Below are 24,614 nucleotides of genomic sequence, written 5' to 3'. Positions count from 1 at the left end.
CCAACCCAGTCCGGGGTATCAAACTACTTGGCACTGGCTTATCAAGCACCCTGTTGAGTTCTCAAAGAACAACCACACACCATCAAGCAACCCACCAAGGCCACCATCCGGGGCATCTGCTCCGTACCCGCACCCGCCGCTCTCGCGCCGGGCACTTTTACTACGTTACCTCACCGTCTGGCCCGTGTCAACCGGTGTGTCCCGGTCCGTCACGCTTCATGCGGTTCGGCACCCGCGATCCGGCGCAGCGGAGATCCGCTTCGCCAGTTCATCGGATTTGGCAGGCCGGCCGCTGCGGTCTCCCGCAAGCTCGCCCGGTGCCCTGCCGGACGTGAACCTTACCCGGTCGGTTCCGCTCCGCCAAATCCGCCTCGCGACGAACCAGACGAGCACCACCCGGACCGAGCTCACCGAGGAGATCCTCCGCAAACCCGGTGCCATTGTCGGAGCGGGGTCACCGGGTCTTTCGCCCCGTTTCGCCCGTTCCGCGCTGGCAGAGAGAAACCTACGCGGCGGGCGGATTGATCGTCAAATCGATCGGGAGCGGTCCCCCCTCACGGTCTCCGGAGCGGGGTTGCGGGGTTAAGGGCGCGGGACGTAAGATGCCGGGCAGTCGCCGTACCGTCCAGGCATCGAACCGGCTCAGGGCGTACGACGGCGTGCTGCTCGCCAGGCGCGGACGCCGAGCAGGCCGACGGCCGTGCCGATCGCCAACGAGGCGCCGATCAGCAAGGCGTGCACCCAGAGGAAGCCGGTGGCCGGCCAGTCCCCGACCACGTCGCTGGTCCACGACCTGGGGTCGTTCCAGATGGCCAGCGCGAAGCGGGGCCAGATCACCCAGGTCCAGACCCCGACCCCGGTGAGGAAGACCGCCCAGCTCCGCGACAACACCATGGTCGGCGAGTATGCCAGCGGCACCACCGGGGGCGGTGCCGAAGCTCTTGCATCGGTACGGTTGAGCGCATGAATCCGCCGCTCAGCCGCACCAGCGCGGAGGCGCACCTCTACATGGACCTGCACGCCTGTTCGTGCGGGTCGACCCGCTTCCCCCGGCACAGTGCCGTCGTCGCGTTGGCCGACGGTGACCTGGCCAGCCGTTACACCGGCGCCTGCGAAGGGTGCGGCGAGGAACGGGAGTTCGTCTTCCGGCTACCGGCCACACCGGGAAGCACGAGCGGCGGGTTCCGCTACGGCGGCGACGGACCGTCTCAACTGCTCGACCCCGGCGAATGGCTCCTGGTCGCCGACGCGTACGCCGGATCGGTGCCGGCCGAATCCGCCGGTGAGGCCGGCCAGCGGGCCCACGCCGCGCTCACCCGGGCGGTCGCCGCGCTGGACGAGGTGGGCAAGTTCGCCCCGGACGGCGGCGGCGAGATTCCGTCGAGCGCCTTCGTCAGCGACCGGGGCCGGCAGCTGCACCAGCGCGAGCCGGGCCGGTTCCGCCGCGACCGACTCGCTGCGGTCCGCGGCAGCTACGCCGAACTGCTCGCACGGCTCGGCTGAGCGCCTCGGCCCCGGCTCAGCTGAGCCGGTCGGGGCGTAGGACTCCCTGCGCGTGATCACCCGGCTATCGGTCAGGGCCGGCCGCCGTCCTGGTCGATGTCAGTGGCGAACGGGGCGAGCTGGGCTGGCGGGAGATGGGCGACATCGAGCGGTGCCAGCCGGCCGACGAGTTCGGACATGGACCCGGCCACCGGTCGCAGCTTGCGCTCCCGGTCAGCTGAGGCGGGACCGACCATGTCCTGCTCGGGCAGGAAGTAGACCGTGCTGTCGTGCGGCTTTGCGGTCGAGACCAGCAGCAGGCCGCCGGACGGTCTCGCAATGACCAGCCACTCCGGTGACAACCAAGGATCGCGGTGTACGCGCTGCGCCGGCACCAGGTCGGTGGGCGGACGCTGCGGGTGCACCCCGAACAGCGGACGCTCCGGCATCAGAGTGAACGTGACGCCCGGAACGTGGTGGTCCACCTCGGGCTGCGCCCCGTTGTTCCGGCGCAGCCAGTCGCGGTAGTCGGGCGGAAGCGGCTGCCCGAGGGCCGCCTCGACGGCCTGGAGTTGCGCCTCGTCGAGTTGACCGTACGGGCTCAGTCGCGCCCGCTCCCACGGTCGGCCGGTGGGTGGCGCCTCGCTGCCGTCCACCCGGCGGACGGTGATCTCCCACTCGTCCAGGCTGGACATGGCGAGGTCGGCGAAGCGCCAGGTCTCCTCCCCGACGGGAAACGTCTCGCCGAGCGTGATCTCGTGGGCGGACTCCGCGCCGTGAGAGGGCATGACGATGATCTCGGCGCGTACGGGCGGCCCGACGTCGACCCAGCGCACCCCGAGCCGAGCCGGTCCCAGGATCGCCGTGGCGTTGTTCGCGATGGCGGCGACATCAGTGAACGAGCGCAACGCTTGTCTCCCGGTTCTCCCGGCTGGGCGTGACGGCGGACCTGGTCAGAACGGCCCGTCCTGGTAGTTGCGGGGGTCGGTGAAGGTGCCGGGCGGCAACATCTGGACCGGCGGCTGGTCGTCCAGCTCCTTCGGGGTCAACCGTCCGATGAACTCGCCCATCGACCAGGCCACCGCGCGCAGCTTCTGCTCCCGTACGGCTGAGCCGGCCGGGCCGGGCGGACCCAGCAGATCCAGTTCGTGCACGAAATAGATCTTTGGGACGTCTGTCAGTGCGGGGATCACCAGCAGCCCACCGAACGGATTCGCGATCACCAACCACTCGCGCGAAAACCACGGATCCCGATGTACGCGCTGCGCGTGCACCAGGTCGAAGGGCGGGTACTGGGGGTGCACCCCGAACAGCGGACGCTCGGGCAGCAGCGAGAACGGTTTGCCGGGAATGTGGTGCTCGACCTCGGGTTGCGCGCCATTGTTCCGGCGCAGCCAGTTGCCGTAGTCCACCGGGAGCGGGTGCCCCAGAGCCGCCTCCACCGACTGGAGTTGTGCCTCGTCCAGCTCGCCGTACGGGCGCAACCGTGCCGGTTTCCAGAGGTGACCGGTGGGCGGCTCCATCACCTCGTCCTCGTCGACCCGACGGATCGTGATCTGCCACGCGTCTTCGCTGGTCATGTCGAGATCCGCGAAGCGCCAGGTCTCCTCGCCCACCGGGAAGGTCTCGCCGAGCCTCACCTCGTGATACAAGGACTGGGTAGCGCCCTCAGGCATGACCACGATCCCGGCACGGACGGGCGGACCCACGTCCACCCAGCGCGCCCCGAGGCGGGCCGGGCCGATGTCGGTGGGGATGTTGTTACGGATCGCGGTTTTGGCGGTGAAGGATCGCAACGGCTGTCCCCCTGTCCCTGCGGCCGGCATCTCAGCCGTCGATCATCTCGTGCAGCGCGGATTCCTCCGGCAGCCTAAACCCGAGCACCTCACGGGCGATCCGTTCGGCCTCCGCCCGACCGACCGGCACCGACCCGCCGATGCCCGACTCTCCGCTGGTCGTCCAGCGAGCCTCACGCTGGCCGCTTCCGGATGACAGCAGGACGACGCTCAAGCCGATCACGGTACCGCTGCCGTCGAGGAGCGCGAGGTAGCTGATGTCGGCCCGCTCGTCTTCCAGGTCGGTACGGCCGAGGGTGTGCCGGCGCGGTCTGTCGCTCGCGGCCCTGGTCGCCGGCTCCGCCGACCGGGGCGCCGGGACCGACGGCGTCAGCGGCATCGTCGGCGGGGTCGGCGGGACATCCGGGCTCGTCACCGAGACGGTCTGCGGGACGCTGCTCGTGCCACCCATGTCCAGGTGGGCGTGGTAAGGCGCCATCAGGTTCAGGAAATCCCGCACCGACATCGGTGTGGGATGGTCGATGTTCCACGGGTTGCGCAGATGCACCAGGCCGTCGACCACCGACACGACCTCGTACGCATGGCCGAACACGAGCCCGAACGGTAGTTCGACGAGTCCGGCCTGGTACTGCCTCTTCGGCCAAGTGCCGACGATCACCGGGCTTCCAGCGGCCAGAAGGGCGGCAAGTCGAGCAGCGACGGCGGCTTCCTGTCCTGGCCTGGTGTCGAAGCGCGACATCCGGCTCGGTGCACCGGTCAGCTGGGTCATCAGCTCGGCTTGGAGATCGCTGGTGCTGCCGACATGCAGCCGGGCGTAGCCGAGCGGCGCCGCCCGATGCGGATCGTTCTTGCTGTGCCAGGCGGTCCAGTCCTGCTGCCAGGCGACGCGACGCTGCATGGTCCACGTCCGGTCGACCGCCGCCAGCGCCTTCTCCAGCACCGACGCCCAGCCCGAACCGTTCGACGACCGGTCCGCATAGGCGGATGTGCCGGAAGGGTGGGTCCGCAGCGGCACGTCCGGCCGTACGGTGATCCGGAGGCGCCGTCCGGTGGGAGTCGAGGTACCCCCGTGCAGCATGCTCTCGTGCAGCAGCACGTCGACAGTGCCGTCCGGGTTCGGCTGGAAGAGCTGGGCCAGCGCATCCGGGCGGTGACCGGCGACGGCGGCCATGGTGGCGAGCATTCCGCAGTCGCCGAGCGCGCCCTGGCGCACCTGCTCGCGCTGCGGTGGGCCGTCGAAGAGTGGCGCCGGTTGACCGGTCCGCAGGTCCAGTGCCTGGCCGTATCCGACCGGGGAGTTCGGGACGGGGTCGGGCAGGGTGACCCGGTCGGCGACCACGGCCACCTCGCTGCCGATGACCGTCGGCTCGACCTCGATCTCGATATCGACGATGGTGCTGGGATCGGGGGGAAGCATCGCCCGCAGCACGTCGGTCAGCGCGTTCGGGACCAGCGCCATCAGCCGCGCGTCGGTCACGTAGTGGAAGCCGTGGGTGCTGAGCACCGCCATCGCGGCGGGGTTGGATCCGTACGCGGCACGGAAGGCGGCGGCGACCCGGCTGCGGTCCTCGGCCAGCAGTGACCTGCGACCGCCCTCGGTGGTCAGGTCGAACGCGGGCGCCGACACGTCCAGCGGGAACTCCGGGGCGCCGTCGAGGGTGTAGGGGCGCAGGTCGAAGCGGCCGGTCAGGTCGACGTAGACGCCTTCGGCGGCGAGCCGGTCGGCCAGCTGTGGATCGGTCTGCCGGATCGCGTCCAGCGCGGTCGGTGGCAGCGCGACGACCTGCCCGGCCAGGGCCGGCATCCGGGGCAGCGAGGATTGGCTCTGCTCCCCGTGCACGGCCAGCTCGCGCAGCTTGTTGGTGAGTTCGGCGGCCGAGCGCGGCTGGAAGTCGGGTGCCAGCCGGGCGCGGTAGTCGATCGCCCGGAACCGCTCGACCCGGTTCGGGTCCGGGTTGACGGCGAGCACCCCGGCCACCGCCTCCGGTGTGATCTTCGGCGTGCTCAGCCGGATGACGTGGTGCCACGCGTCGGCGGGGAGCAACGCGAGGCGGGCGGAGGCTCCCGGCGTACCCCAGGGGAGGCCGAGCTGGTCGACAAGCGCGTCGATCTCGCGGCGCAGGACCAGCCGGGTGCTCGGGTCGGCATTCGGGTACCCGGCGGCCAGCACGCGCAGCTCGGCCAGTCGGCCGCGGTCGCGGGCGGTGAGGCCGGCCGGGTCGATGGGCGCTTCCGGGGTGCCCTGGTCGAAGAGCCCGACCTGGGCCTGGCCGCTCTCGTGTCGGGCCAGCAACTCGGCTAGCTCGTGGGCCACCGCGCGGTCCACCACGGCGTCGACGGCCCGGTCGGAGACGGTGAGGGTGAAGGTGCCGTCGAGGTTGCGGATCGTCTGCGCCACCGTCGTGCCGGTGAGCGCGCCGGTGGTGACCTGGACCCGCAGCGGTGCCAGGCCGCCCGCCCGGACCTCGAAGACGTCCGGCTCGACGGCGGCGATCTGGTCCGCGCCGATCGTGTCGGCCAGGGTGGGCAGCACCAGCCGCGCCCGGTCGAGCACCGCCGTCGGATCGGCCGCCGGTCGGCCCTGCCCGTGGAAGTCGGAGTCCGGCAGCGCCGCCACGCTGCTCTGCGCCACCTCGACGTGCCCGTACCAGGGGCTCATCAGGTCCAGGAAGGCGCGCACCGGCATCGGGGTGGGGTGGCTGGCGTTCCACGGGTTGCGCAGCTGCACCTCACCGTTCGTCACCGACACGACCTCGTACGCGTGGCCGGGGATGAGTCCGTACGGCGGTTTGCCGGGGTACTGGGCGGCCGGCAGGGTTCCGGTGATCACCGGACTGCCGGCGGAGAGCAGGGTGGCCAACCGGGCTTCCGCCTCGGCTTCCCGGCCGGGCGTCGGATCGAGCCGACTGACGCTGCTGGGCAGGCCGGTGAGTTGGGTGAGCAGTTCCGCCTGCACCAGTCGGCTGCTGCCGTTGCCGAGGCGGGCGTAGCCGAGCGGGGCGGCCTGGTGCGGGTCGGCGCCGGGTCGGCCGCTCCACTGCTGCTGCCACTGGTCGTGGCGCTGCTCGGTCCAGGTGCGGTCGACCGCCGCGATCGCCTTCTCCAGCAGCGACGCCCAGGAACTGCCGACCGTGGACTGGTCGGCGTAGGCGCTGCGACCGTTCGAGTTGGCGTGCAACGGCACGTCCGGCCAGACGGTGACCCGCAGTTGGCGTCCGGTCGGGGTGACCGACTGCCCCGGACCGCTCGCCTCGTGCAGCAGCACGTCGACCGAGCCGTCCGGGTTGGGGTGGAACATCTGAGCGATCGTGTCCGGCAGGTGGCCGGCGACCGCCCCGATCACGGCGATCATGCCGCAGTCACCGAGCGCGCCCTGCTGCACGTCCTCGCGCCGGGGCGGACCGTCGAACAGCGGTGCCGGCTGCCCGGTCCGGGCGTCCAGCGCCGGCCCGTACGCCGGCCCGGGGGTGGTCGGTGAATCCGGTGGCAGGGTCACCCGGTCGGCCACGACCTGGGTGTCGCCGGACGGCCCCTGGGTCGACGCGCTCTCCGCCGAGGCGGGCGGGGTCGGCGGTACGGGGGTGATGCCGCGCAGCACGTCGGTCAGGACGTCCGGCACCAACCCCATCCAGCGGGCGGTGCCCTGGTAGTGGAAGTCGTGGTCGGCGAGCAGGGTCGCGGCCTGACCGCCACGCAGGGCACGCAGTGCCGCCCGGGACCGCTGCCGGTCCTCGTGCAGTTGGGCCTGTCGACCGGCTTCGGTGCTCAGGTCGTACGCCGGGCGGGCCGCACCGAGGTCGATCGCCGGCACGTCCGCCATGTACGGGCGCAGGTCGTAGCGGCCGGTCAGGTCGACGTAGACGCCTTCGCTGGCGAGCCGGTCGGCGAGTTGCGGGTCCACCGCGCGGACCCGGTCGAGCTGTGCCGGCGGGATGCCGATGATCTGCCCTGCGAAGGCGGGCATCCGCGGCATGCCGGACTGGGTGTGTTCCGCCTCGGCGGCCAGTTCCCGCATTCGGGCGGTCAGCTCCGTCGACTGCGGCACCTGGAAGTCGGGGGCCAGCCGGGACCGGTAGTCGATCAGTCGGACCCGCTCGACCTCGGTGAGCGTGGGTGCCCCGGCGAGCACCGCCGACACCGCTTCCGGGGTGAGGGCGGGGACGCTGAGCTGCATCAGGTGGGCCAGCACGTCGCGCGGGAGCAGCGCCCACCGGGCCCGGACCCCCTGGTCACCCACCCGGAGGCCGAGGTGGTCGGCGAGGGCGTCGATCTCGGCGCGTACGGCCAGCCGGCCCGGGGCGTCGGTGGTGGGGTACCCGGCGGCGAGCAGCCGGATCTCGGCGAGCCGGCCCTGATCGTGGGCGGTGAGCCCGGACGGGTCGATCGGGCCGCGTACGTTGCCCGGGTCCAGCGGGCCGACAAGCGCCCGGCCGGACTCGTTCAGCGCCACCAGCTCGGCCACCTCGTGCGCCAGCGCCCGTACGACCGCCTGGTCCACGGCCCGCTCCGACACGGTGACCGTGAAGGTCCCGTCAGGGTTGCGGACCGACTGGGCCACCACGCCGTCGGCCAGCGGCCCCGCGGTGAGTCGTACGGTCAGCGGGTGCTGCCCGGCCGGACGGATCTCGAACCGGTCCGGGCCGACCGGCACCACCGCGTCGACCTGCGCGTACGGCGCCACCTGGGGCAGCGCGCCCCGCGCGGCGTCCAGGACCGCGTCCGGGTCGGCGTCCGGTCGACCCAGGCCGTGGAAGGTCGAGCCGGGCACGGCACTGGCGGTGAGCGAGCCGGCCGTCGATACGCTGCCGTCATGGCCACGCCCGCCGAGCTGTACGCCGCCATCCTGGCCGACCCCGACGACCTCGACCTGCGTCGGCGCTACGCCGACGCCATCGAGACCACCGACCCCGACCACGCCGAGGTGATCCGCATCGACCTGGCGGGCACCCGGCCCGACCGGGCCGCCGCCCTGCGGTACCGACGAGTCGTCCCGCGGCTCGCCGCGCCGGTCGCCGACCTGCTCGTCGACTGGAAGGTCCGCAACGGACTCGTCGAGCTGGTCACGATGACCGCCCGCGCCTTCGTCGACCACGGTGCCGAGGTCTTCGCTCACCTGCCCGTCCGCCACCTGACCCTGGTCGACGCGGCCGGGCTGATGCCGGACGTCGCCGGTGTCGCCGGACTGGGGCGTCTGGTCGCCCTCGACCTGAGTGACAACCCGATCGGTGACGACGGCGTCGCCGCGCTGGCCGCCTCCCCGCACCTGGGTCGGTTGCGGTGGCTGGGCCTGGCCAACTGTGGCATCGGGCCGGCCGGTGCCGAGGCCCTCGCCGCCAGCCGTAACCTGCCCGCCCTGCGTTACGTCGAGATGTGGGGCAACCCCGTCGAGGTCGTCGCCAAGGGCGTCGGGCAGGACATCGACGGCAGGCCCGTCGCTGTCGAGATGCCGCCGCTCGGCCGGGAACTCGACGAGCGGTACGGTCCGTTGCCCTGGCTCGACATCCAGTGGGGTTGGCGACTGCTCGGCGTCGCCCGCTGGGACGAGGTCTGACGGCACACCCGAGGTGTCCGGGCCCGTGCCGCCGGTCGGCTGCCCGCCGGGTGGCACGGGCGGGGCGCCCAGGTTCGCTTCGGCGATCCGCTGGGCGTGGAACCGGATGCTGGGCGGGATGCCCCGCGAGTCGTCCGGCAACGCGGCGGCCTGATCCACGATCGTCTGCCGCAGCGCCGGGCCGACCTTGGCCAACAGCGGCCCGGCCACGCTGGCCCCACCGAGAACCCGCAGCTGGCCGCTGGTGTCCCGCAGACCCAGCACGTCGGCCGGGCCGTCGTGTGCGGTGGCCGGGCCGTGCAGCGGCGACAGGTCCACCTCGGACAGCAGGTCGGCGACGCCCCCCGGATATTCGGGCGCCTGCCCGATCGAGAAGACCACCCGGTCGTACGCCTGCCGGCTGCCGTCGGTGAACTCGACCAGGAACCCGCCGTCGACCGTGTGCCGCAGACTGACGATCTCCCGCAGCGACTGCTCCACCTGGCTGCGTACGGAGTCGGCGTAGGCACCGACCTCGGGCAGGGTGTTGCGCCGGTTGTAGCCACCGCCGAAGCTGAACCGCAGCCGCGCGTCGGCGTCGTGTCCGGGGTCGCCGGTCAGCTGGTCGGGTGGCGGCGGCATGGCCCGGGCCGACCAGTCGACGCTGCTGGCCTGGGAGGCCACCGCCTGCTCGATGTCCCACGCGCCGGAGGCACCCGCGCCGAAGACGAGCACCCGGTCACCGGGGCGGTACGCGTCGGCCAGGTTCTGCCCGCCGAAGTCGACGGCGGGCGCGGCCGGGCGGGGATCACCGAACGAGCCGTCCGGCGCGTGGCCGAGCCGGGCGCGTACCTCGTCGGAGAGGGTGCCGGGGTCGACCGGGCCGCCGTCCGGGTCGAAGACCTGCCCGGTCGTGGGGTCCACGGCGTAGCCGGAGGTCGGATCGACCACCAGGGGATTCGTCGGCCGACCGCCGAAGTCGGCAAGCAGTGGTGCGTTGGAGACGCCGGCACCGAGGACGGTTCGTACCGTCGCCGGGAGGGTGTCCGGGTCCACCATGGTGCCGTCGGGGGCCCGGAACACCGGGGTCGGCCCGGACCGGTCGACCCGGTAGCCGGTCGTCGGGTCGACGTACTGCCCGGCTGCGTTGGCCGGTGCGTTCGGCACCCGGGAGGGTCCGGGCCCGGACGCGACATCGACGGAGGCGGTGAAGAACTGTCGCCCACCCACGGTCACCCGGAAGTTCGCGCCGTCCGGCCAGCCCACGGCGTCGGCCGGGCGGGGCGTGATCGCGGTCGCCGTGCCCTGGTAGGTCGGCATTCCGCTGAGCGCCCGCGCCGCGCCCACCGCGTCGGCGAAGACGTCGGACGGCGTGAACTGGGTGCCCGCCTCGGCCAGGTCGGCCGGCTGGAACGGCAGCCCGGGAAGCTCCAGCTCCGACGGGATCTGACCCATCAGCAGGGCCTGTCGCTCCGCCCACGGGTCGTGGCCCTGCGACACGCAGAGCACCGGTGGCAGGCCGTCGCCGGTGTCGGCGGTGCCGCCCATGGTGACGAAGTCGGCGGTGGCGGCCCAACCGCCACCGATCACCAGCCGGCCGAAGACGTGCTCGGGCGCGGTGTCCAGGGCGGCGTCGACCCTGGTGGTCAGGGCCAGGTCGGCGGCGTTGCGCAACGCGGTGGCCTGCTGCGCCCAGGTACGGGCCTCGGCGCGGATCGCCGACCGGGCGGCCCGCAGGTCCGCGACGAGTTGCTGCCCGGTCGCCTGGCCGATCAGGTTCTCGATCGCCGGGGCGACCGGACCCAGGTGGCTGCGGATCAGGTCGAGTCGGGCCTGCGCCGCTTCCGCTCCGACCACCGGGACGTTGGCACCGAGCCCGTGCACGGCATGCGCCGGGTCCTGTTCCAGCAGGCCGGAGGTGACGAGCAGACTCAACGCCTCGGCCTGGAGTTGGCCGGCGCGGGCCGCATCGGTGGTCGCGGCGCTGTCGGCGAGTACGACCCGCAGCTCGGCGAGGCGGCCGATGTCCCGCGCGGTGAGGACGCGGGTGCCGTCGTATTCGGGTCGGGCCCCCTCGGCGAGCGCGGTGGTGGCGTCGGTACGCAGATCGACGGCGCGTTCCTGGGCGACCGTGTCCACCTCGGCGAGCATCGCGGAGACGGCCCGCCGGACGTGGTCCGGATGCGCGCCGGTGGACACCTGCACCACGGCACCGTCGGCGGTGTACCCGACGGTGGCGACCGGCACGGCCGGTACGCCCGCCGGCGGGTCGGCCAGCACGATCCGTACCTGGTAGGGGCCGTCGGCCGTGTCCAGGGTGACGGTGGCGGCGGCCGGGTCCACGCTCGCCTGCTCGGGCAGTGGGCCGGTGGTCAGCGCTTCCTGCACGGCCTGCGCGGTCCGGGCGGGATCGGTGTCGAGCAGCGCACCGCCGAAGGCCGTACCGGCGGCGGCCTGCCGCAGGTCGGGCCCGTCGGCAGGGGTCGGGTCGGAGTCGGTGCCCGGCGGCGCAGGTGGTCCGTTGTGGTCGGCGGCGTCGGTCAGGCCGTCCGCGGTGGTGGAGTCGGGGTTGGTCGGGCCGTCCGGGTCGGTCAGGCCGTCGGTTCCGGTTGGGGCCAGACCTGCCGACCCTTGATCCGGCCCTCGCGTCGCGCCTGGGTGTACTCCTCCATGATCCGCCTCGGAGGCAGGCTGGAGTGAGCCGTGATCACTCCCGTCCGGTCGATGATGTAGCTGCCCTGCCCCACTGCCATCCCCGCCGACCGTTCCTGTTCCGAGAGTCTCTCCCGGGCCAGCCAGCCGAACTCGAACTCCCGAAGCACTATCGGATTCCCGGTCCCCAACAGCCGGCTGATCAGCGTCAACGCCTCGTCCTCGGTCAACTCGCCCCTCTCCGTCAGGCACCATCATCGCCCAGAGGGCGTGGGTGTCCCGCACCTCGGCGGTCGGCATGTTCACCGACGCCGTGCCCGTCTGGGGATCCCACCACACTGGCGCGTCGGCGTCCGCCGGGAAGACGATCACGAAGGCGTGCGAGCCGTCGACCTCCGGTTGACCGTTGTGATCGAGGACGACGTTGCCGGCGTCGTCGAGCAGCAACCAGTCGGCGACCACGAGCGCCGACGCCCCCGGCCCGGCGTCGGCCACCTGCTGGTAGAGGTCGGCGTACTGGGCGGCCACCGCCTCGGTACGGGCCGACAGGTCGGTGGGCAGACCGTCCGGGCCGCCGGTCCACTGCCCACCGATCCACGCCTCGGCCCGCTCCAAGCCACCGCGCTCGCCGGAGAGCCGGTCGATCGAGCCGTCGGGGAGGCGGTCCGGCCAGCGTGGGCGCGACACCTGCGGGTCACCGTGGAAGCTGGCCAGCGCCGACAGCGAACTGTCCAGGCAGTTGTTGCCCCGGCCCGGCTGATCCGGCCCACCGTCGTTGACCAGCCGCCCGTACGGGTGGGTGGACGGGTCGGCGAAGACGGCGTACCCGTGTGGGGTGGCCAGGCTGGCGGCCAGGTCGTCGTGGAAGCGGGCGTCCTCCAGCGGCGCCAGTTCGCCCGGCCCGAACCGCCGTCCCTCGTCGAGCGACGGCGCAGCGGTCAGGTCGCCCGGCGGCAGATCTCCGTCAGTTCGGCTTCCGTCGGCAGCGGCACCGTCGTGAAGTGCGCCGCCTGGCGTTCCGCCGTCGCCCGGTCGACCCGTTCGATCTCGTGACGCTCCGGATTCGCCCACAGGATCGCCGCCGCCACGTCCGGGCGGAACGTCCACGCGCCCGTCGGACGGTCCCAGATCACCGCCTGGGTCGGCCCCGAACTCTCCGCCTCCACGATCAGGTTGACCGGCGGGCCCGTCGGGTCGTCCGGTCTCCGCAGGAGGAAGTAGCCGAACGTCAGCGCCGTCATGCGGGCCCCCCATCAGGTCAGGATCCAGACCGGGCAGGTCGGACGCCGTCAATCCTCGCGCGGCGAGCACGTCGGCGAACGTCTGGCCCTGCTGCCCGAGCCAGTCGAGGTACGACTGACGGATACTCTCCTGCCGGGCCGAGGACATCCACTTCGCGAAGCTGGTGTTCTTCGGGGTGTCGAACCGCGCGGAGTCCATCCCGCCCGGCATGCGCGCCGCGATGCCGTTGGCCTTGTTGATCGCGAGGATGTCGAGGAAGGCGTGCACCCGGGTGCCGGGTGACTGTGCCGGGTCACGCATCACCTCGTACGGCAGGTGGGTCTGCTTGCCGATCGCGTAGCTGGTCGCGGTCGGGAACTGCAACTCGAAGGTGCGCCCGGTCGGCGAGGTCAGCGTGCAGTTCAACCCGAAGAACCGGTTACCCGGGTGCCAGAAGTTCTTCAGGTCGGTGACCTGGTAGCCCTGTGCCTCCAACGACGACAGGACCGCGTCCACCGCCGGCCCGTACGCCTCGGTCTCCGGCCCCTGCACCGAGAACCGCACCACGTCGTTGACGGTGTCCAGCGCGGAACCGAGGTCGTAGCCGAGCGGCTCCATCTCGGTGCGGAACTTGCGGGCCAGCGACTCGGCGCCCTTGACGCGATGCTGCTCGCCGAGCGTGCTCAGCGCGTCCGCCCCGGTCAGCCCGAGCCGGGTGTTCACCTCGGCGTTCACGTCGTGCAGGTCGGCCAGGATCTGGTCGGCGTCGCGCTGCGCGTCGGCGAGCGTCTCGTGCAGGGTCGCCTGATCCGCCTCCGCAAGCCCGTCCAGATAAGGACTCGCCGTGGCGGAGGTGTCGTCGGGTGCTGTCGAGTCCGGTGGGGCTGGGGGCCGGATGTCGGTGTCCGTCGCTGCGGGGCGGTGTGGGTCACCCTCGGCGTCGAGGACGATGGACCAGACGTTGCCGGGATCGCCGTGCACCGGCTCGGTGTCGGAGATCAGCTGGTTCTGGCCGTCGAGCCAGATGATGGTGCCGTCGTGGTTGACCGCGTTCCAGGTGTGTGCGCCGTTGCCGTCCGGCCGAGTGGTGATGATCAGAGCCGCCGAGCCGGGGCCGGCCGCACGCAGCGCGTCGGCGACGGCGTCCAGTCCGGCGGTGCCGGTGCCCTGGTGGGCGAACTCGGCGCGTAGTGCCTGCTCCTGCCGCGCCGTACTGCCCGCCTCCACCTTGGCCGAGGTGATGGTCGGGGCGGCCACCTCGGGCCGACCGAACCAGGTGGCCAGGACGGAGAGCCCGACGTCGGCGCAGTTGTTGTCGCGTCCGGGGACGGTCGGACCGCCGTCGTTGACCAGGCCCGCCCACGATCCGACGCGCGGATCCGGGTGCACCAGCGGTCGACCGGTCGTCGCATCGCGCGGCACGGCCGCGTCGAGCGCCTGCTGGTCGGCCTGGTCCGGGGGGACCAGACCGTTCGGGTCGCCGTACGGCCGGTTGTCGCTCAGCGGAGGGCCGTTGCCCACCGCACCGGGAACCGGCGGCAGATAGGTCCGGGCGTCCCGCTCCGGGTCCACGATCGGCTCGATGCCGAACTGCGGCAGGAAGTGTGCGCACGAGCGGCAGGGTGGCCGGTTGTGCCCCAGCTTGTAGACGATGTCGTTCTGCTGAGCCGGTTTGACCTGATGCGTCAGGATCTTGGCGCCGTTGAAGGCGTCCAGTGCGTACTGCTCGAAGGAGCCTGGCTGACCGGCGTCGCGCCACTGGGTTTCGAGCCGGTAGAGCTGATCCGAGACCAGGGCCACCTCGGCACACTTGCCGTGCCCGCTGCCGGTTCCGTCCGGCAACGCCGCCTTCGTGCGATCCAGTGCGGCCTGCGCGAGCGGGTGCACGGACGGCTGGGTCGGCGGCTTGGTGCCCTTGTCCGCGGTCATGCTGGTGTGCGTGGTGATGCCACCGTCGGGCATCAGCAGGGCACCGGACGTGCCGGGCTGCTTGGCTCGGGAGATCGTGCCGTCCTTCACCGCCCGCCGGGTGGTCTCGGCGAGGGTCCGGGACGCCTCGATCAGGGCCCGCTCCGCGTCCGGGCCGGTGGGGTCGCCGTCCACGGCCGTGGGGGCCAACTGCCAACTGTGGGTGCCGTTGCCGGTCGGCCCCTCGGACCGCCGGAGGGTGTCCGGGTTCACCGGGCCCCGGCCGGGGTCCGGCGTGGTCGGGCCGCCAGGCTGGAGCGTCCCCGTACTGCCCGGCACCGCGACGACGACCGGCCCGCCGGTGGCCGACTGGTCGGCCCGGTCGGCCCGGTGTGCCGCAGGATCCGTGGCAGCGTCCTGGGTGGCGGGCGTGACCGTCGGGTCGGTGCTCGCGGAGGCGGTCGCCGAATCGGTGCCTGCCGTCTCGGCCGGCGCCGTTGGCCGCACCGCCGGACCGGTGTCGGGCTGCGCCGTGGAAGCAACGTCAGGCGGCGTGGCCGAAGCAACGTCAGGCTGAGCCACGGAAGCGGCGACGGGCTGCGTCGCCGAAGCGGCGTCAGGCGGCGTCACCGAAGCAACGTCGGGCTGGGTCGCCGGGGCGGCGCTGGGTGGCGGGGTCAGCGAAACCGATCCCGCCGAGTTCGGGGCCGTGGTGTTGGCCGGTGCCCTCGGGGTCGGCTGCGTACCGGTGTTGCCGGTGGCGGGCGTGGTCGACGTTGTGGATGTGGTCGACGGGCCGGCGGTCGGCGTGCCGGGTGCGGGGGTCGAGGTTGTGGGCGCGGGGGCCGTCGGGGTGGCGGCTGGGGTGCTCGCGGACGGCACGGCGGTGGTCTGCGCCGGGTTCGGCGTGGTGGCGAGGGTGACGTTGCCCGGGGTCGGTCCGGCCACCGGGCTCGCGGATGGTGCACCCGGCACCACAGCGGGAGCGATCTCCGCGGCCAGGGGATCAACCCCGGAGACGACCGGGCCACCCGGACCATCGACGCTCGCGCCGACACCAGAGTCCGGAACCGCACCAACACCGACGGTACGACCGGCACCAGCCGAGACGTCGACCGGCACGCTCTGGGCACCGTCGACCGGCACAGTCCGGGCGTTACCCGCGGAAGTGTCGACGGGAGCACTCTGAACCCGATCGCCTGTGCCGTCGACAGGCGCGCTCTGAGCCCGGTCACCCGAGGTGTCGACAGGAACGCTCTGAGCCCGCTCACCTGTGGTGTCGACAGAATTCGGTGCCTGGTCGCCCGTGCTGTCAGCAGCGGAACCCGGTGCCCGGTCACCCGTGGTGTCGACGGGGGAACTCTGTCCCCGGTCGCCTGTGGGGTCGGTGGCCGTGTCCGGGGCCCCGGCGGCGGCCTGGTCGGTTGGCGGTCCGCTGTCGGCGCGCTCCGCCGGGCCGGCCTGCTCGGTCGAGTCGGACGTGGCGCGGTCGGCGGGTGTGTCGGCGACCGGTGTCGTGGGGTCGCCCGGGGTGCTGTCCCGGTTGGTGTCCCCGGCGGGCTCGGCAGCCGCCGGGGTGCCGTCGGTGGGCACCCGGCCGCCGGTGGTGGCCGCGTCGTCGCGTCCCGCCGTACCGGACTCGTCGCCGCGCGACGCGACATCGGTGGAATTCGGGTCGTTGGCACCGCTGGCCAGGTCCACGCCGTCGGTCGTGGTGGCAGGGCCGCTGGTCGAGGTGGCCCCGTCGGGCGGTGCGCCGACGGACGCGTCGGCCGGTGCCGGTGCGAGGCTGATGGAACCCGCCCCGCTCTGCGGTACGGTGCCGCCGCCGTTCTGGACCGTACCGGCGTCGGTTTCGGTGCTGCCGCGGCCGGCAGCGCCGGAGGAACCCCCGTCCGTGCTGGTGTTGCCGAGGTTGCCGAGGTCCACTCCGCCGACGCCGGGGGACGGGTTGAGGCCCGCGCCCAGGCCGGCACCGGGGGTGGTCGTCCCGTTCAGCCGGTCGAGGCCAAGGTTGGTGACCTTGGCACCCAGGTTGCCGGTGGCGCCACCGGCGAGGGTCGCGCCGGTGCGGCCGGCGCCGCTGGCGAACCCGCCGAGGAAGGCGTCCCCACCGGGGAGCACGAACTGCTGGTTGACGCTGAGGTTGGCGAGCACGCTCGCGGCCGGTGAGATGAGTGCGTTCTGGGCACCCGAGGCGATGCTGGTGCCGCCCCAGCGCACCAGCCCACTGCCCGGGAAGGACAACCGGGACGGGCTGAACGAGACAGGCATCTTGGGTGCCATCCGCCGGCCGGCCCAGTTCATGCCGGAACCGAGCACGGCACCGTACGCGCCACCCACGCCTGCGGTGAGCGTACGGTTGCCGTCCCACTGCCGCCGCTCGCCGCTGCGCATCTGGTACGCCTGGGCGCCGACGTCGATGATCAGCTCTTCGCCGATCTCCTCCATCAGCTCCAGGCCGAGCCGGTTGAGGCCCTGCCGGAAGCCTTGACTCGTGACGATCTGCCCGACCCGACTGCCGGCGGTCCGCAGCGCCGCCTGCAGTCCCGCCCGGGTGAGCAACTGCCGCCCCAGCTGGGCGATGAGCCGCCGGAAGGCGACCGTGACCGCTTGCCGACCGGCCGCCAGGATGCCCGGGATCGCACCGGCCGAGACACCGCCAAGCCAGGCCATCAGCAACGCGACGAAGACCGCGATGACGGTGATGATGACGGCGATCAGCACCGTCAGCTTGGCGTACTCGATCTCCAGGGCCGCCTGGTCGCAGCCGGACGCGTACGCGGCGGCGATCTCCTGGATCAGTGGCAGGCCGGTGTTCGGGTCGACGCCGACCTGGTTCCACAGCGCACCGAACGCCTCGCCGGCCCCGCCGCCCCAGCTCTGCAGGATCTTCATGACCGCCGGGTCGGCCTCGGTCAGCACCTCGCCGACCAGGTCGGCCAAGGACTGCCAGGCATCGGCCAGCTCGCGCATCCGGTCCTCGTCGCCGCTGGGCCACGCCTCACCGGCGCTGACCCAGCAGATGGCGTCCCAGACCCAGCCGTACTCGCCCAGCGAGTGCTTGGGATTGGGTACCGCCACCGGCGCGCGCCCCTCTATCCGATCTCGATCGTCAACTACCGGCGGTTACTTGCCTTCGCCCCCGAACAGCGTCTTGACCATGTCGTCGACGTCGACGGTGCCCTCCACGGCGCCCTTCACCGTCGGGCCCATCTGCTCGACCACGGGCACGACACCGGCGGCCAGGTCGAGCACCTTCTGCGCCGGCTGCTCACCGCCGAGGTAGTCCTTGTTGAACGCCTGGCCCGGCTCGTCGTCGCCCCAGGGGTGAGCACCGTTGAGCGTGTTGATCGTGCCGGCCAGGCCCCGCCAGCGGGCGGCCAGCCGGGCACCGGCGGCGCTGAGGGTGTTGGCCCCTTCCAGGGCGGCATCCGGCTTGACGAACGTTTCGCGGAGCTCGGTCATCGCTTGTCCTCCCCGGGCAGGTCACTGTCCAACTGACGGAAGATGCCGTCGAGGTCGTGGTCGATGTATGCCTGGAACTGGCTGTCCGGCACGTACGGCCGCAGGAGCCGCTCGACGTCGGCCATCGCTTTCGCGGTGGCGCGGTGGATGGTCTCGGTGACCGTGGCGGACAGTTCCTTGGAGTTCGGTCGGCGGTAGATGCGCGGATCGAACTCGACCTTCGTCACCTGACCACGCGGTCCGACGGTGACCGTGACCAGACCGTCCTCGGAGGTGACCGTCGCCTGCACGGCCTTGAGCTGCTGCTGGAGGTCACCGACCCCGGAACGCATCCGCTCGAACTGAGCCATCAGCTCGTCGGCGCGGGCACGCAGCGCCTGCACGTCCATGGCGGTGTCCCTCCCCCGTTCGCGCCCATGACGACTCGACCATACTGAATGCGCGCCCCATCAGGGGATGGGCGAGGGGTCGTTAGGATTCACCGGCACCGGCGCACCGGAGGTGAGCAGCATGGCCCGCAGGCGTCCTATCACGACATTCGCCCTGGTGGGGGCGCTGCTGACCACGACGTTGACGCTTCCCGTACCGGCGCACGCCGCCCCGGAGATCTGTCAGAATCCCAGCGATCCCGGCGAGGTCAACACCGAGACGCCCTGGCACCAGCGGTGGCTCGCGCCGCAGCGGGTGTGGCCGTTCAGCACCGGCGCCGGGGTACGGGTCGCGGTGATCGACTCCGGTACGGACAGCAGCCATCCGCAGTTGGCGGGGCGGGTCGACAGCGGGTTCGACGCGCTGCGTAACGCACCCGGCGGTGACGTGGACTGCGTCTCGCACGGTACGGCGGTCGCCAGCATCATCGTCGCGGCCCGGCAGGAGGGCGTCGGCTTCCACGGCCTGGCGCCGGACGCCACGATCGTGCCGATCCGGGTCAGCGAGCGCAACGCCAACGAGAGCACGGACACCGCCGGTGCCACCGTCGGCGGCGCGGTCTTCGCGCAGGCCATCATGCGCGCGGTCGAGGACGGCGCCGACGTGATCAACATGTCGGTGACGCTCTACCGCCCCGACCCGGACGTGCAGCGGGCCATCCAGTACGCGGTGGACAACGACGTCGTGCTGGTCGCCGCCGCCGGCAACCGGCATCAGGACGGTGCCCGACCCGACCCGGTGCCCTACCCCGCAAGCTACGACGGGGTCATCGGGGTGGGCGCCGTCGACCAGAACGGCGCCCGGATCCGGCAGTCCCAGATCGGGCCGTACGTGGACATCGTCGCGCCGGGTGGGGCGGTGGTCGCCGCGACCAGACTGACCGGGCACGCCGCCTACGACGGCACCAGCTTCGCCACCCCGATGGTCAGCGCGACGGCTGCCCTGATCCGCGCCGCCGAGCCGAACCTGTCGGCGAAGGAGGTGACGCGGCGGATCCTGGCCACCGCCGACCCGGCCCGGGGCGACGCGGCACGCGGCTACGGCAGCGGAGTGGTCAACCCGTACCGGGCGGTCACCGAACGGTTGACCAGCGCGAAGCCGGTGGCGCAGCCGCCCCTGCCCGAGGTGCCCGTGGACGCGGCGGCCCAGGCGCGCGAGCAACGGTGGGCGCTGTTCGGCCGGCTGGCCCTCTGGATCGGTCTGGGCCTGGCCACTGTCGCGGTCGCCGTGGCGGTGCTGGCGGCGCTGCTGCCGCGCGGGCGGCGTACCCGGTGGCGGCCCACCCGGCCCGCCGCGTCACCGGGCGACCGGCCGGAGATCGACGAGCCGGAGGAGGTCTTCTTCCGGGTGCCCACCTCGACCTCACGGGAATGACCGCGCCAGCGGCACGATCGGCGGCGCGGACGACGATGGCCCGGCGATCGGCCGGGCCATCGGGTGCAGCGGTCGGGTGACTCAGCCGCCGAACTTGGCGCGGTTGGCCGCCTCGCGGGCCTGCATCTTGCCCGCCGACTCGCGCAACGCCCGCTCGATCCTGCCCAGCAGGTCACGCAGGTCGTTGGCGGCCGACTCCCACTCGCGCTGACGCTGGAAGTACGCCTCGCGGGCGTCGCCGTCCCAGGTGGCCAGCAGCGGGGCGATGCCCGACTTGAGGCCCTCCAGCTCGCTGGTCATGTTCCGGACCGAACTGCCGCAGCTGTCGGCCGCCGCGTTCAGACCGGCGAAGTTGTACCGGATTTCCATCGTGATCCCCCCGTCAGAGCTTCAGAGCCGCAGTGATCTGGCCGGCGGTCGCACCGGCGCTGTCCATGTCGGCCCGGATCTCCTCGTCGCTGACGTCGTAGTCCTTACCGGCGGAGCCGACGGCCTCGGCGATCGCGCGCAGCGCGACGTTGAGCCGGGCCATGTCCTGGTCGAACCGCTCACGAACCTGCTGAAACGAACCCGCACCAGCACCCTTCCACTGGTCGTAGAGCGGTGCCAGCTGGTCCATCAGCCCGTTGAGGTTGCTGGTGAGCCGATCGGCGACGGCATCGACGTCACCCTCGGTCTTCAGCATCAAGCCGGTGTCGGTACGCATCGACATGGCGGAAGTCACCCCCGTCCTTGTTGGATCGCCCCGCGAGACGGGGGCGGTCTGTCAATCAGCGCTTACGCACCATCGTCACTGAAAAGGTATCGGGTCGCGTCGAGCCCGCGCTAGACCGTGGGCCAGGGGTGCCACTCCAATGTGGCGGGTTTCGTCACTCCGGGTCGATGGCCTGTTTCGCGGTGGTCGGATCGAGCGCCGGCCCGGCAGGCAGGCGAACCACCAGGCTGGCGGGCAGACGGATCGGCCGCAACCCCGAGTAACCGAGCATCGCCGGCACCCCCTCGGAGGCCAGCGGATAGCGGTAGCCCAGATCGGTGACCAGGTTCAAGGTGCCGCCGTCCTGGTCGGGCGACGAGAGCGCGGCGACCAGCACACCGTAGCCGGGCTCGATGACCACCCGGTCGGCAAGCGGTATGCCGCTGCCGGTCTGCTCCCGGGTGCGCACCGGTTCGCGTACCGGCTCGACCTGGGCGTCGAGCAGCACCGTCGGCTCGTCCTGATCCGGCTGGTAGGCCGCACAGACGGCCGGGTCGCTCCCGCTCAGCCGGGCGATGTCGGGTCGCTGCTCCGGTGCGCGGTGCCGCCCCTGCTGCGGTGCCGACGCCTTCGGTGCGGCGGCGGCCGTGCCGGCGGCGAGGTCGATCGGAGCCGGCTTCGTCCCGTCCGGGTACGCGGCCTGCGTCTCGCCGTCGGCCAGCAGGACGTCCGCCTCGACGGGGGTGATCGGGACCAGCCGCTCCCGTTCGACGACGTAGTACTGGCGGCTGTCGTTCTGGCTCTTGACCACGTAGACCTGACCGACCCGGGCGTCCGGCAGCGCCGTGGAGGCAGCGCCACGGTCGGTGACCCGTCGCGGGGTGACGGGCTCACCGGCGGGCAACGCGTTCAGCCACGCCCCACCGACCTCCACCACCGGCTCGGCGGTCATCACGAGACCCTCCAGCACGACCTTCTCGTTGCGGATCTCGTAGCGGTGGTCACGCCACACCAGATGCAGGCGCTTGGTCTTACGGTCGCGGACCAGCAGCGCGGCGTCGCCCGGTTCCCGGCCACCGACGGGCGCCCGGCCGACGGTGAGCACAGTGGTGGCGACGATCCCGCCGGCCGCGTCCCGGGCCGGCTGGGTGCACAGCGTCCACGGCCCGTCCAGGATCCGGTTCGGTGCCGGCAACGCGTCCGGCGCGTCCGGGATGCCGATGCGGGGACCGCGAGGCGTACCGACCAACGAGTTGCGGGACACCGAGACCGTCGGGGCGGCCGACTCCAGAGCCAGCAGGGCGGATGCGTAGTTGACCACCGGGTGCAGCCGGCCCTCCCGGTAGAGGTACCGGGTGCCGGTTTCCTTCTCCAGGATGACGCCGGCACCGTCCTTCCACTTTGTCGCCCCGCCCGGACGCAGCAGCCCGTACACGCCCACCGCCGCCAGGCAGAGCACCGCCACCATGACGCTGGCGAAGCCGGCACCACCCAACCGGCGGAACGGCGCCGCCTCCGGGTCCGGCTCCCGCGCCACCAGGGCAGAGGTCATCCGCTGCACGAAGAACTGGTACGACTGGACCTGATCTCGCCGCGACGGCATGGCACCCTCCCCCTGGCGTACGCCGTGCGGTCACGACCGCCGGACCGCGGTGCCTACCATAGGCACGATGTCGAGCCAGCCGGTCTCCGCACTCGACGCCGACCGTTGACGTCGACCACGGCAGCCCGAGGAGCGCAACGATGATCAGTCGCGACGAGGCCCTGGAGATCGCCCGCCGGTGGGCCGGTGCCGGCCGCCCCGGGCCCGCCCCCGAGGTCTTCCTGCACGAGTTCGACCTGGGCTATGTCGCCTGGCGAGCCGAACCGGCACCTGCCGCCACCGACGGGCCGCCGGCACCTCCGCCCGCCACCGGCTACCCCCGGGCGGTCATCGACCGGGAGACCGGCGAGGTGTCCCAGTGGCCGTCCCTGCCCGAGCAGACGATCGCCGAGCGGTACGCGAGTCGCCGCGCCGCCGAAGGACGGTTCCCGCCGGACGTACGCCATGTGTTGGAGTCCGCCGGCTGGTTTCCCGGCCGTGACGTCAGCTCGGCGGTCGAGCACTGGATGGTCCGGTTCGCCGACGACCTGGCCGGCCTGGACTGTCCGCCGGTCGCGCGGGCGGCGCTTGTCGAGTTCGGTGGCCTGACGCTGCCGCAGTTCGGCAAGACCGGCCGAGCGGGTGCCGGCTTCACCAGCTACCTCCATCCCACCAGCGGCGGGGTGGTGACCGAGGGGGCGCGGGGCTTCGCCGAGGAGTACGGCACCCCGGTCTACCCGATCGGCAACAACGAGGACGGCCCGTCGGAGCTGGTGATGGACGCCCAGGGACGGGTCTTCCTGCTGCACTGGGCCGACGAGTTCCTCGTCGGGCCGGATCTCGACTCGGCAGTCGTCAACCTGATCCGGGGCGGCGAGATGACCGAGGCGAGCGACCTCGACTGGTGACCCTGCCGGTCAGCCGTTGATCGCCCGCATGAACGCGTACAGGCCCAGCACGCTGCAGGCCACCGGCACCACGGCGAGTTGGAGCAGGATGTCGAGCACGTCGCCGAGCCGGGCCAGCCGGGGCGACGGGGCACGCCGGCTGTAGGCGAGCCCGGCCGCAGCCGAGATCCCGGCCGCGACCAGCGCCACCGGCAGCACCGCCAGCACCCGGGTGGCGGTGGACGCGTCGGCGGCACCGACCAGCGGCAGCAGGCCGAGGCCCACCAGACCGACGGCCAGCAGCGGCACCCGGTGCCGGACGGTCGTCACCAGCCGCGCGCGCAGCAGGTAGCCCAGCGAGATCACGGCGGCGAGCAGCAGCGCGGCGACCGTGCCGGTCGCGGTGAGCATCACCAGGCAGCCGATGGTGACCAGGAACGCGCCGAAGATCATGCCGGTGAGCACCTCGTCGGCCCGGGCGGTGGCCTGGTAGATCACCTCCCGCTTCGGTTGCGGCTCGTCGCGCAGCAGGTCGTCGGCGGTACGTGGCAACGCCGGCATCGGCATCTTGCCCAGTCGTACGGACAGCAGCGGCATGGCCGGCAACAGCAGGACGACCGCGCTGATCACGACGGCGCTGCCCTGCGCGGCGTCCATCGAGCCGAGGGCGAGCAGCCCGCCCACCATGCCCCAGAAGCCGACGAAGACCGCCGCCACGAAGACCCGGGTCGCGTCTCCCACCCCGAGCAGGCCGAGCAGGCCGGACAGCAGCAGCACGGCCGAGCCGAGCAGGATGTGCGGTGCGCCCAACGCCCACACCGACTCGCCGGTGCCGATCACCAGCACCCCGCCGACGAAGGCGTAGGGCAGGCCGGCGGCGGCGAGCACCGCACCGGCCAGGGAGTCGGCCATCGCCCGGGACAGCACGATCCCGCCGATCAGCAGCAACGTGGCGGCGCCGAGGGCCACCGCACCGCCGAGCCAACCGGGCTGCTCGGAGGTGACGATCACGGCCAGCCCGAGCAGCAGCAGCACGCCGGCCACGATCAGGCCGGTCAACCGGGTGGCGAACGGGGTCCAGGCCACGCCACGGCGGCGGGCACCGTCGGCCACGGCCTCCATCAGGTCGTCGTACGCCAACTCGGGCCACTCGGTGCGGCGCGGCACCAGGTGCAGCGTCTCGCCGTCGCGGACGTTCTGGGCGGCCAGCGTACGCGTCAGATCGACGGCGCTGCCGTCGCTGCGGCGCAGCGCCCAGCCACCGTGGGCGGTGCCGTCCGAGGGTTCCTCGTCGGCTTGACGCAGCACCGCCGGCAGCAGCCCGACGAGCGGCAGATGCTCGGGCAGAGCTAGATCCAGTCGCCGCTTGGGGGCGGCGACGGCGATACGCGCGAGTCCGGTTCCGGCCTGGGTGACCACTGACGACCCCTCGATACGAGGAGCGGGCCGATACGGCCCGCGGCTGTCCTGACGGGAGAAGGCTACCTACCATGTGCCGGTGACGCGGGGGTGCCGGTTCGCGGCGGTGGCCGAGCGCACGGGGGTGCCGGGCGTGACCACCACGCCCAGGAGAGGCAACGGAGGTCCGTCA

Annotated in this window: 14 protein-coding genes and 3 pseudogenes; 4 read left to right on the top strand and 13 right to left on the bottom strand. The window is 72.4% G+C overall.

Annotated elements, in window-relative coordinates; genetic code table 11:
* Nucleotides 1-642: 642 nt before the first annotated feature.
* On the bottom strand, nt 643-894 hold the full coding sequence (locus tag JMF97_RS14075; protein WP_203221950.1) for an SCO4848 family membrane protein: 252 nt from the start codon (nt 892-894) through the stop codon (nt 643-645).
* A gap of 69 nt (nt 895-963) precedes the next feature.
* On the opposite strand from JMF97_RS14075, the gene JMF97_RS14070 reads away from it, so the two are divergent.
* Nucleotides 964-1,503: a hypothetical protein gene (locus JMF97_RS14070; protein ID WP_203221949.1), complete on the top strand. Its 540-nt coding sequence runs from the start codon at nt 964-966 to the stop codon at nt 1,501-1,503.
* A 71-nt stretch (nt 1,504-1,574) separates the two neighbouring features.
* Here the strand turns inward: JMF97_RS14070 and JMF97_RS14065 are convergent, their stop codons facing one another.
* From JMF97_RS14065 to JMF97_RS32235, 3 genes and pseudogenes are all read right to left on the bottom strand, one after another.
* Nucleotides 1,575-2,390: a DUF6406 domain-containing protein gene (locus JMF97_RS14065; protein WP_203221948.1), complete on the bottom strand. Its 816-nt coding sequence runs from the start codon at nt 2,388-2,390 to the stop codon at nt 1,575-1,577.
* A gap of 45 nt (nt 2,391-2,435) precedes the next feature.
* A complete protein-coding gene (locus JMF97_RS14060) occupies nt 2,436-3,278 on the bottom strand; it encodes a DUF6406 domain-containing protein (protein WP_238359265.1) in 843 nt (280 codons plus the stop codon).
* A gap of 31 nt (nt 3,279-3,309) precedes the next feature.
* Nucleotides 3,310-6,666, bottom strand: a pseudogene (locus tag JMF97_RS32235) (C2 family cysteine protease); the annotation flags it as partial.
* A gap of 1,422 nt (nt 6,667-8,088) precedes the next feature.
* Here JMF97_RS32235 and JMF97_RS32230 point away from each other — a divergent pair.
* Entirely contained in the window at nt 8,089-8,829 is a 741-nt protein-coding gene (locus JMF97_RS32230; protein ID WP_368856434.1) for a hypothetical protein, read from the top strand.
* A gap of 2,955 nt (nt 8,830-11,784) precedes the next feature.
* Here JMF97_RS32230 and JMF97_RS32225 read toward each other — a convergent pair.
* From JMF97_RS32225 to JMF97_RS14045, 5 genes and pseudogenes are all read right to left on the bottom strand, one after another.
* Nucleotides 11,785-12,192, bottom strand: a pseudogene (locus tag JMF97_RS32225) (toxin glutamine deamidase domain-containing protein); the annotation flags it as partial.
* 206 nt (nt 12,193-12,398) lie between these two features.
* Entirely contained in the window at nt 12,399-12,701 is a 303-nt protein-coding gene (locus JMF97_RS32015; protein WP_307816907.1) for a hypothetical protein, read from the bottom strand.
* 997 nt (nt 12,702-13,698) lie between these two features.
* Nucleotides 13,699-17,673, bottom strand: a pseudogene (locus tag JMF97_RS32010) (YwqJ-related putative deaminase); the annotation flags it as partial.
* 45 nt (nt 17,674-17,718) lie between these two features.
* Entirely contained in the window at nt 17,719-18,057 is a 339-nt protein-coding gene (locus JMF97_RS14050; protein WP_203221945.1) for a hypothetical protein, read from the bottom strand.
* On the bottom strand, nt 18,054-18,446 hold the full coding sequence (locus JMF97_RS14045) for a YbaB/EbfC family nucleoid-associated protein (RefSeq protein WP_203221944.1): 393 nt from the start codon (nt 18,444-18,446) through the stop codon (nt 18,054-18,056). The genes JMF97_RS14050 and JMF97_RS14045 overlap by 4 nt, the downstream gene beginning before the upstream one ends.
* A 121-nt stretch (nt 18,447-18,567) precedes the next feature.
* Here JMF97_RS14045 and mycP point away from each other — a divergent pair, with 121 nt between their 5' ends.
* Nucleotides 18,568-19,860 carry a type VII secretion-associated serine protease mycosin gene (gene mycP, locus JMF97_RS14040; RefSeq protein WP_203222010.1) on the top strand — a complete coding sequence of 431 codons (1,293 nt, stop codon included), beginning with the start codon at nt 18,568-18,570 and terminating at the stop codon, nt 19,858-19,860.
* A gap of 81 nt (nt 19,861-19,941) precedes the next feature.
* Here the strand turns inward: mycP and JMF97_RS14035 are convergent, their stop codons facing one another.
* From JMF97_RS14035 to eccB, 3 genes are all read right to left on the bottom strand, one after another.
* On the bottom strand, nt 19,942-20,229 hold the full coding sequence (locus JMF97_RS14035; RefSeq protein WP_013736415.1) for a WXG100 family type VII secretion target: 288 nt from the start codon (nt 20,227-20,229) through the stop codon (nt 19,942-19,944).
* Between the two features lie 13 nt (nt 20,230-20,242).
* The gene (locus tag JMF97_RS14030) at nt 20,243-20,572 is read right to left on the bottom strand and encodes a WXG100 family type VII secretion target (protein ID WP_013736416.1); all 330 of its coding nucleotides are present in this window, start codon (nt 20,570-20,572) and stop codon (nt 20,243-20,245) included.
* A 157-nt stretch (nt 20,573-20,729) separates the two neighbouring features.
* Entirely contained in the window at nt 20,730-22,157 is a 1,428-nt protein-coding gene (gene eccB, locus JMF97_RS14025; protein ID WP_203221943.1) for a type VII secretion protein EccB, read from the bottom strand.
* Nucleotides 22,158-22,297: 140 nt separating this feature from the next.
* Between eccB and JMF97_RS14020 the strand changes: the two genes are divergently transcribed.
* On the top strand, nt 22,298-23,044 hold the full coding sequence (locus tag JMF97_RS14020) for an SUKH-3 domain-containing protein (protein ID WP_203221942.1): 747 nt from the start codon (nt 22,298-22,300) through the stop codon (nt 23,042-23,044).
* 9 nt (nt 23,045-23,053) lie between these two features.
* Here the strand turns inward: JMF97_RS14020 and eccD are convergent, their stop codons facing one another.
* Nucleotides 23,054-24,442 carry a type VII secretion integral membrane protein EccD gene (gene eccD / locus JMF97_RS14015; protein ID WP_203221941.1) on the bottom strand — a complete coding sequence of 463 codons (1,389 nt, stop codon included), beginning with the start codon at nt 24,440-24,442 and terminating at the stop codon, nt 23,054-23,056.
* Nucleotides 24,443-24,614 lie beyond the last annotated feature (172 nt).

It is taken from the genome of Micromonospora fiedleri (assembly GCF_016774385.1).
Classification (GTDB): domain Bacteria; phylum Actinomycetota; class Actinomycetes; order Mycobacteriales; family Micromonosporaceae; genus Micromonospora; species Micromonospora gifhornensis.
Note: the sequence above shows the minus strand (reverse complement) of the source record. Positions and strands in the feature narration are given on the sequence as shown.

Coding starts and splice junctions, on each gene's coding strand:
- JMF97_RS14030 (WP_013736416.1), bottom strand. CDS start 20,572: ATGTCGATGCGTACCGACACCGGCTTGATGCTGAAGACCGAGGGTGAC.
- JMF97_RS32015 (WP_307816907.1), bottom strand. CDS start 12,701: ATGACGGCGCTGACGTTCGGCTACTTCCTCCTGCGGAGACCGGACGAC.
- JMF97_RS14035 (WP_013736415.1), bottom strand. CDS start 20,229: ATGGAAATCCGGTACAACTTCGCCGGTCTGAACGCGGCGGCCGACAGC.
- JMF97_RS14020 (WP_203221942.1), top strand. CDS start 22,298: ATGATCAGTCGCGACGAGGCCCTGGAGATCGCCCGCCGGTGGGCCGGT.
- JMF97_RS14075 (WP_203221950.1), bottom strand. CDS start 894: ATGGTGTTGTCGCGGAGCTGGGCGGTCTTCCTCACCGGGGTCGGGGTC.
- eccB (WP_203221943.1), bottom strand. CDS start 22,157: ATGCCGTCGCGGCGAGATCAGGTCCAGTCGTACCAGTTCTTCGTGCAG.
- mycP (WP_203222010.1), top strand. CDS start 18,568: ATGGCCCGCAGGCGTCCTATCACGACATTCGCCCTGGTGGGGGCGCTG.
- JMF97_RS14045 (WP_203221944.1), bottom strand. CDS start 18,446: ATGGACGTGCAGGCGCTGCGTGCCCGCGCCGACGAGCTGATGGCTCAG.
- JMF97_RS14070 (WP_203221949.1), top strand. CDS start 964: ATGAATCCGCCGCTCAGCCGCACCAGCGCGGAGGCGCACCTCTACATG.
- JMF97_RS14050 (WP_203221945.1), bottom strand. CDS start 18,057: ATGACCGAGCTCCGCGAAACGTTCGTCAAGCCGGATGCCGCCCTGGAA.
- JMF97_RS32230 (WP_368856434.1), top strand. CDS start 8,089: ATGGCCACGCCCGCCGAGCTGTACGCCGCCATCCTGGCCGACCCCGAC.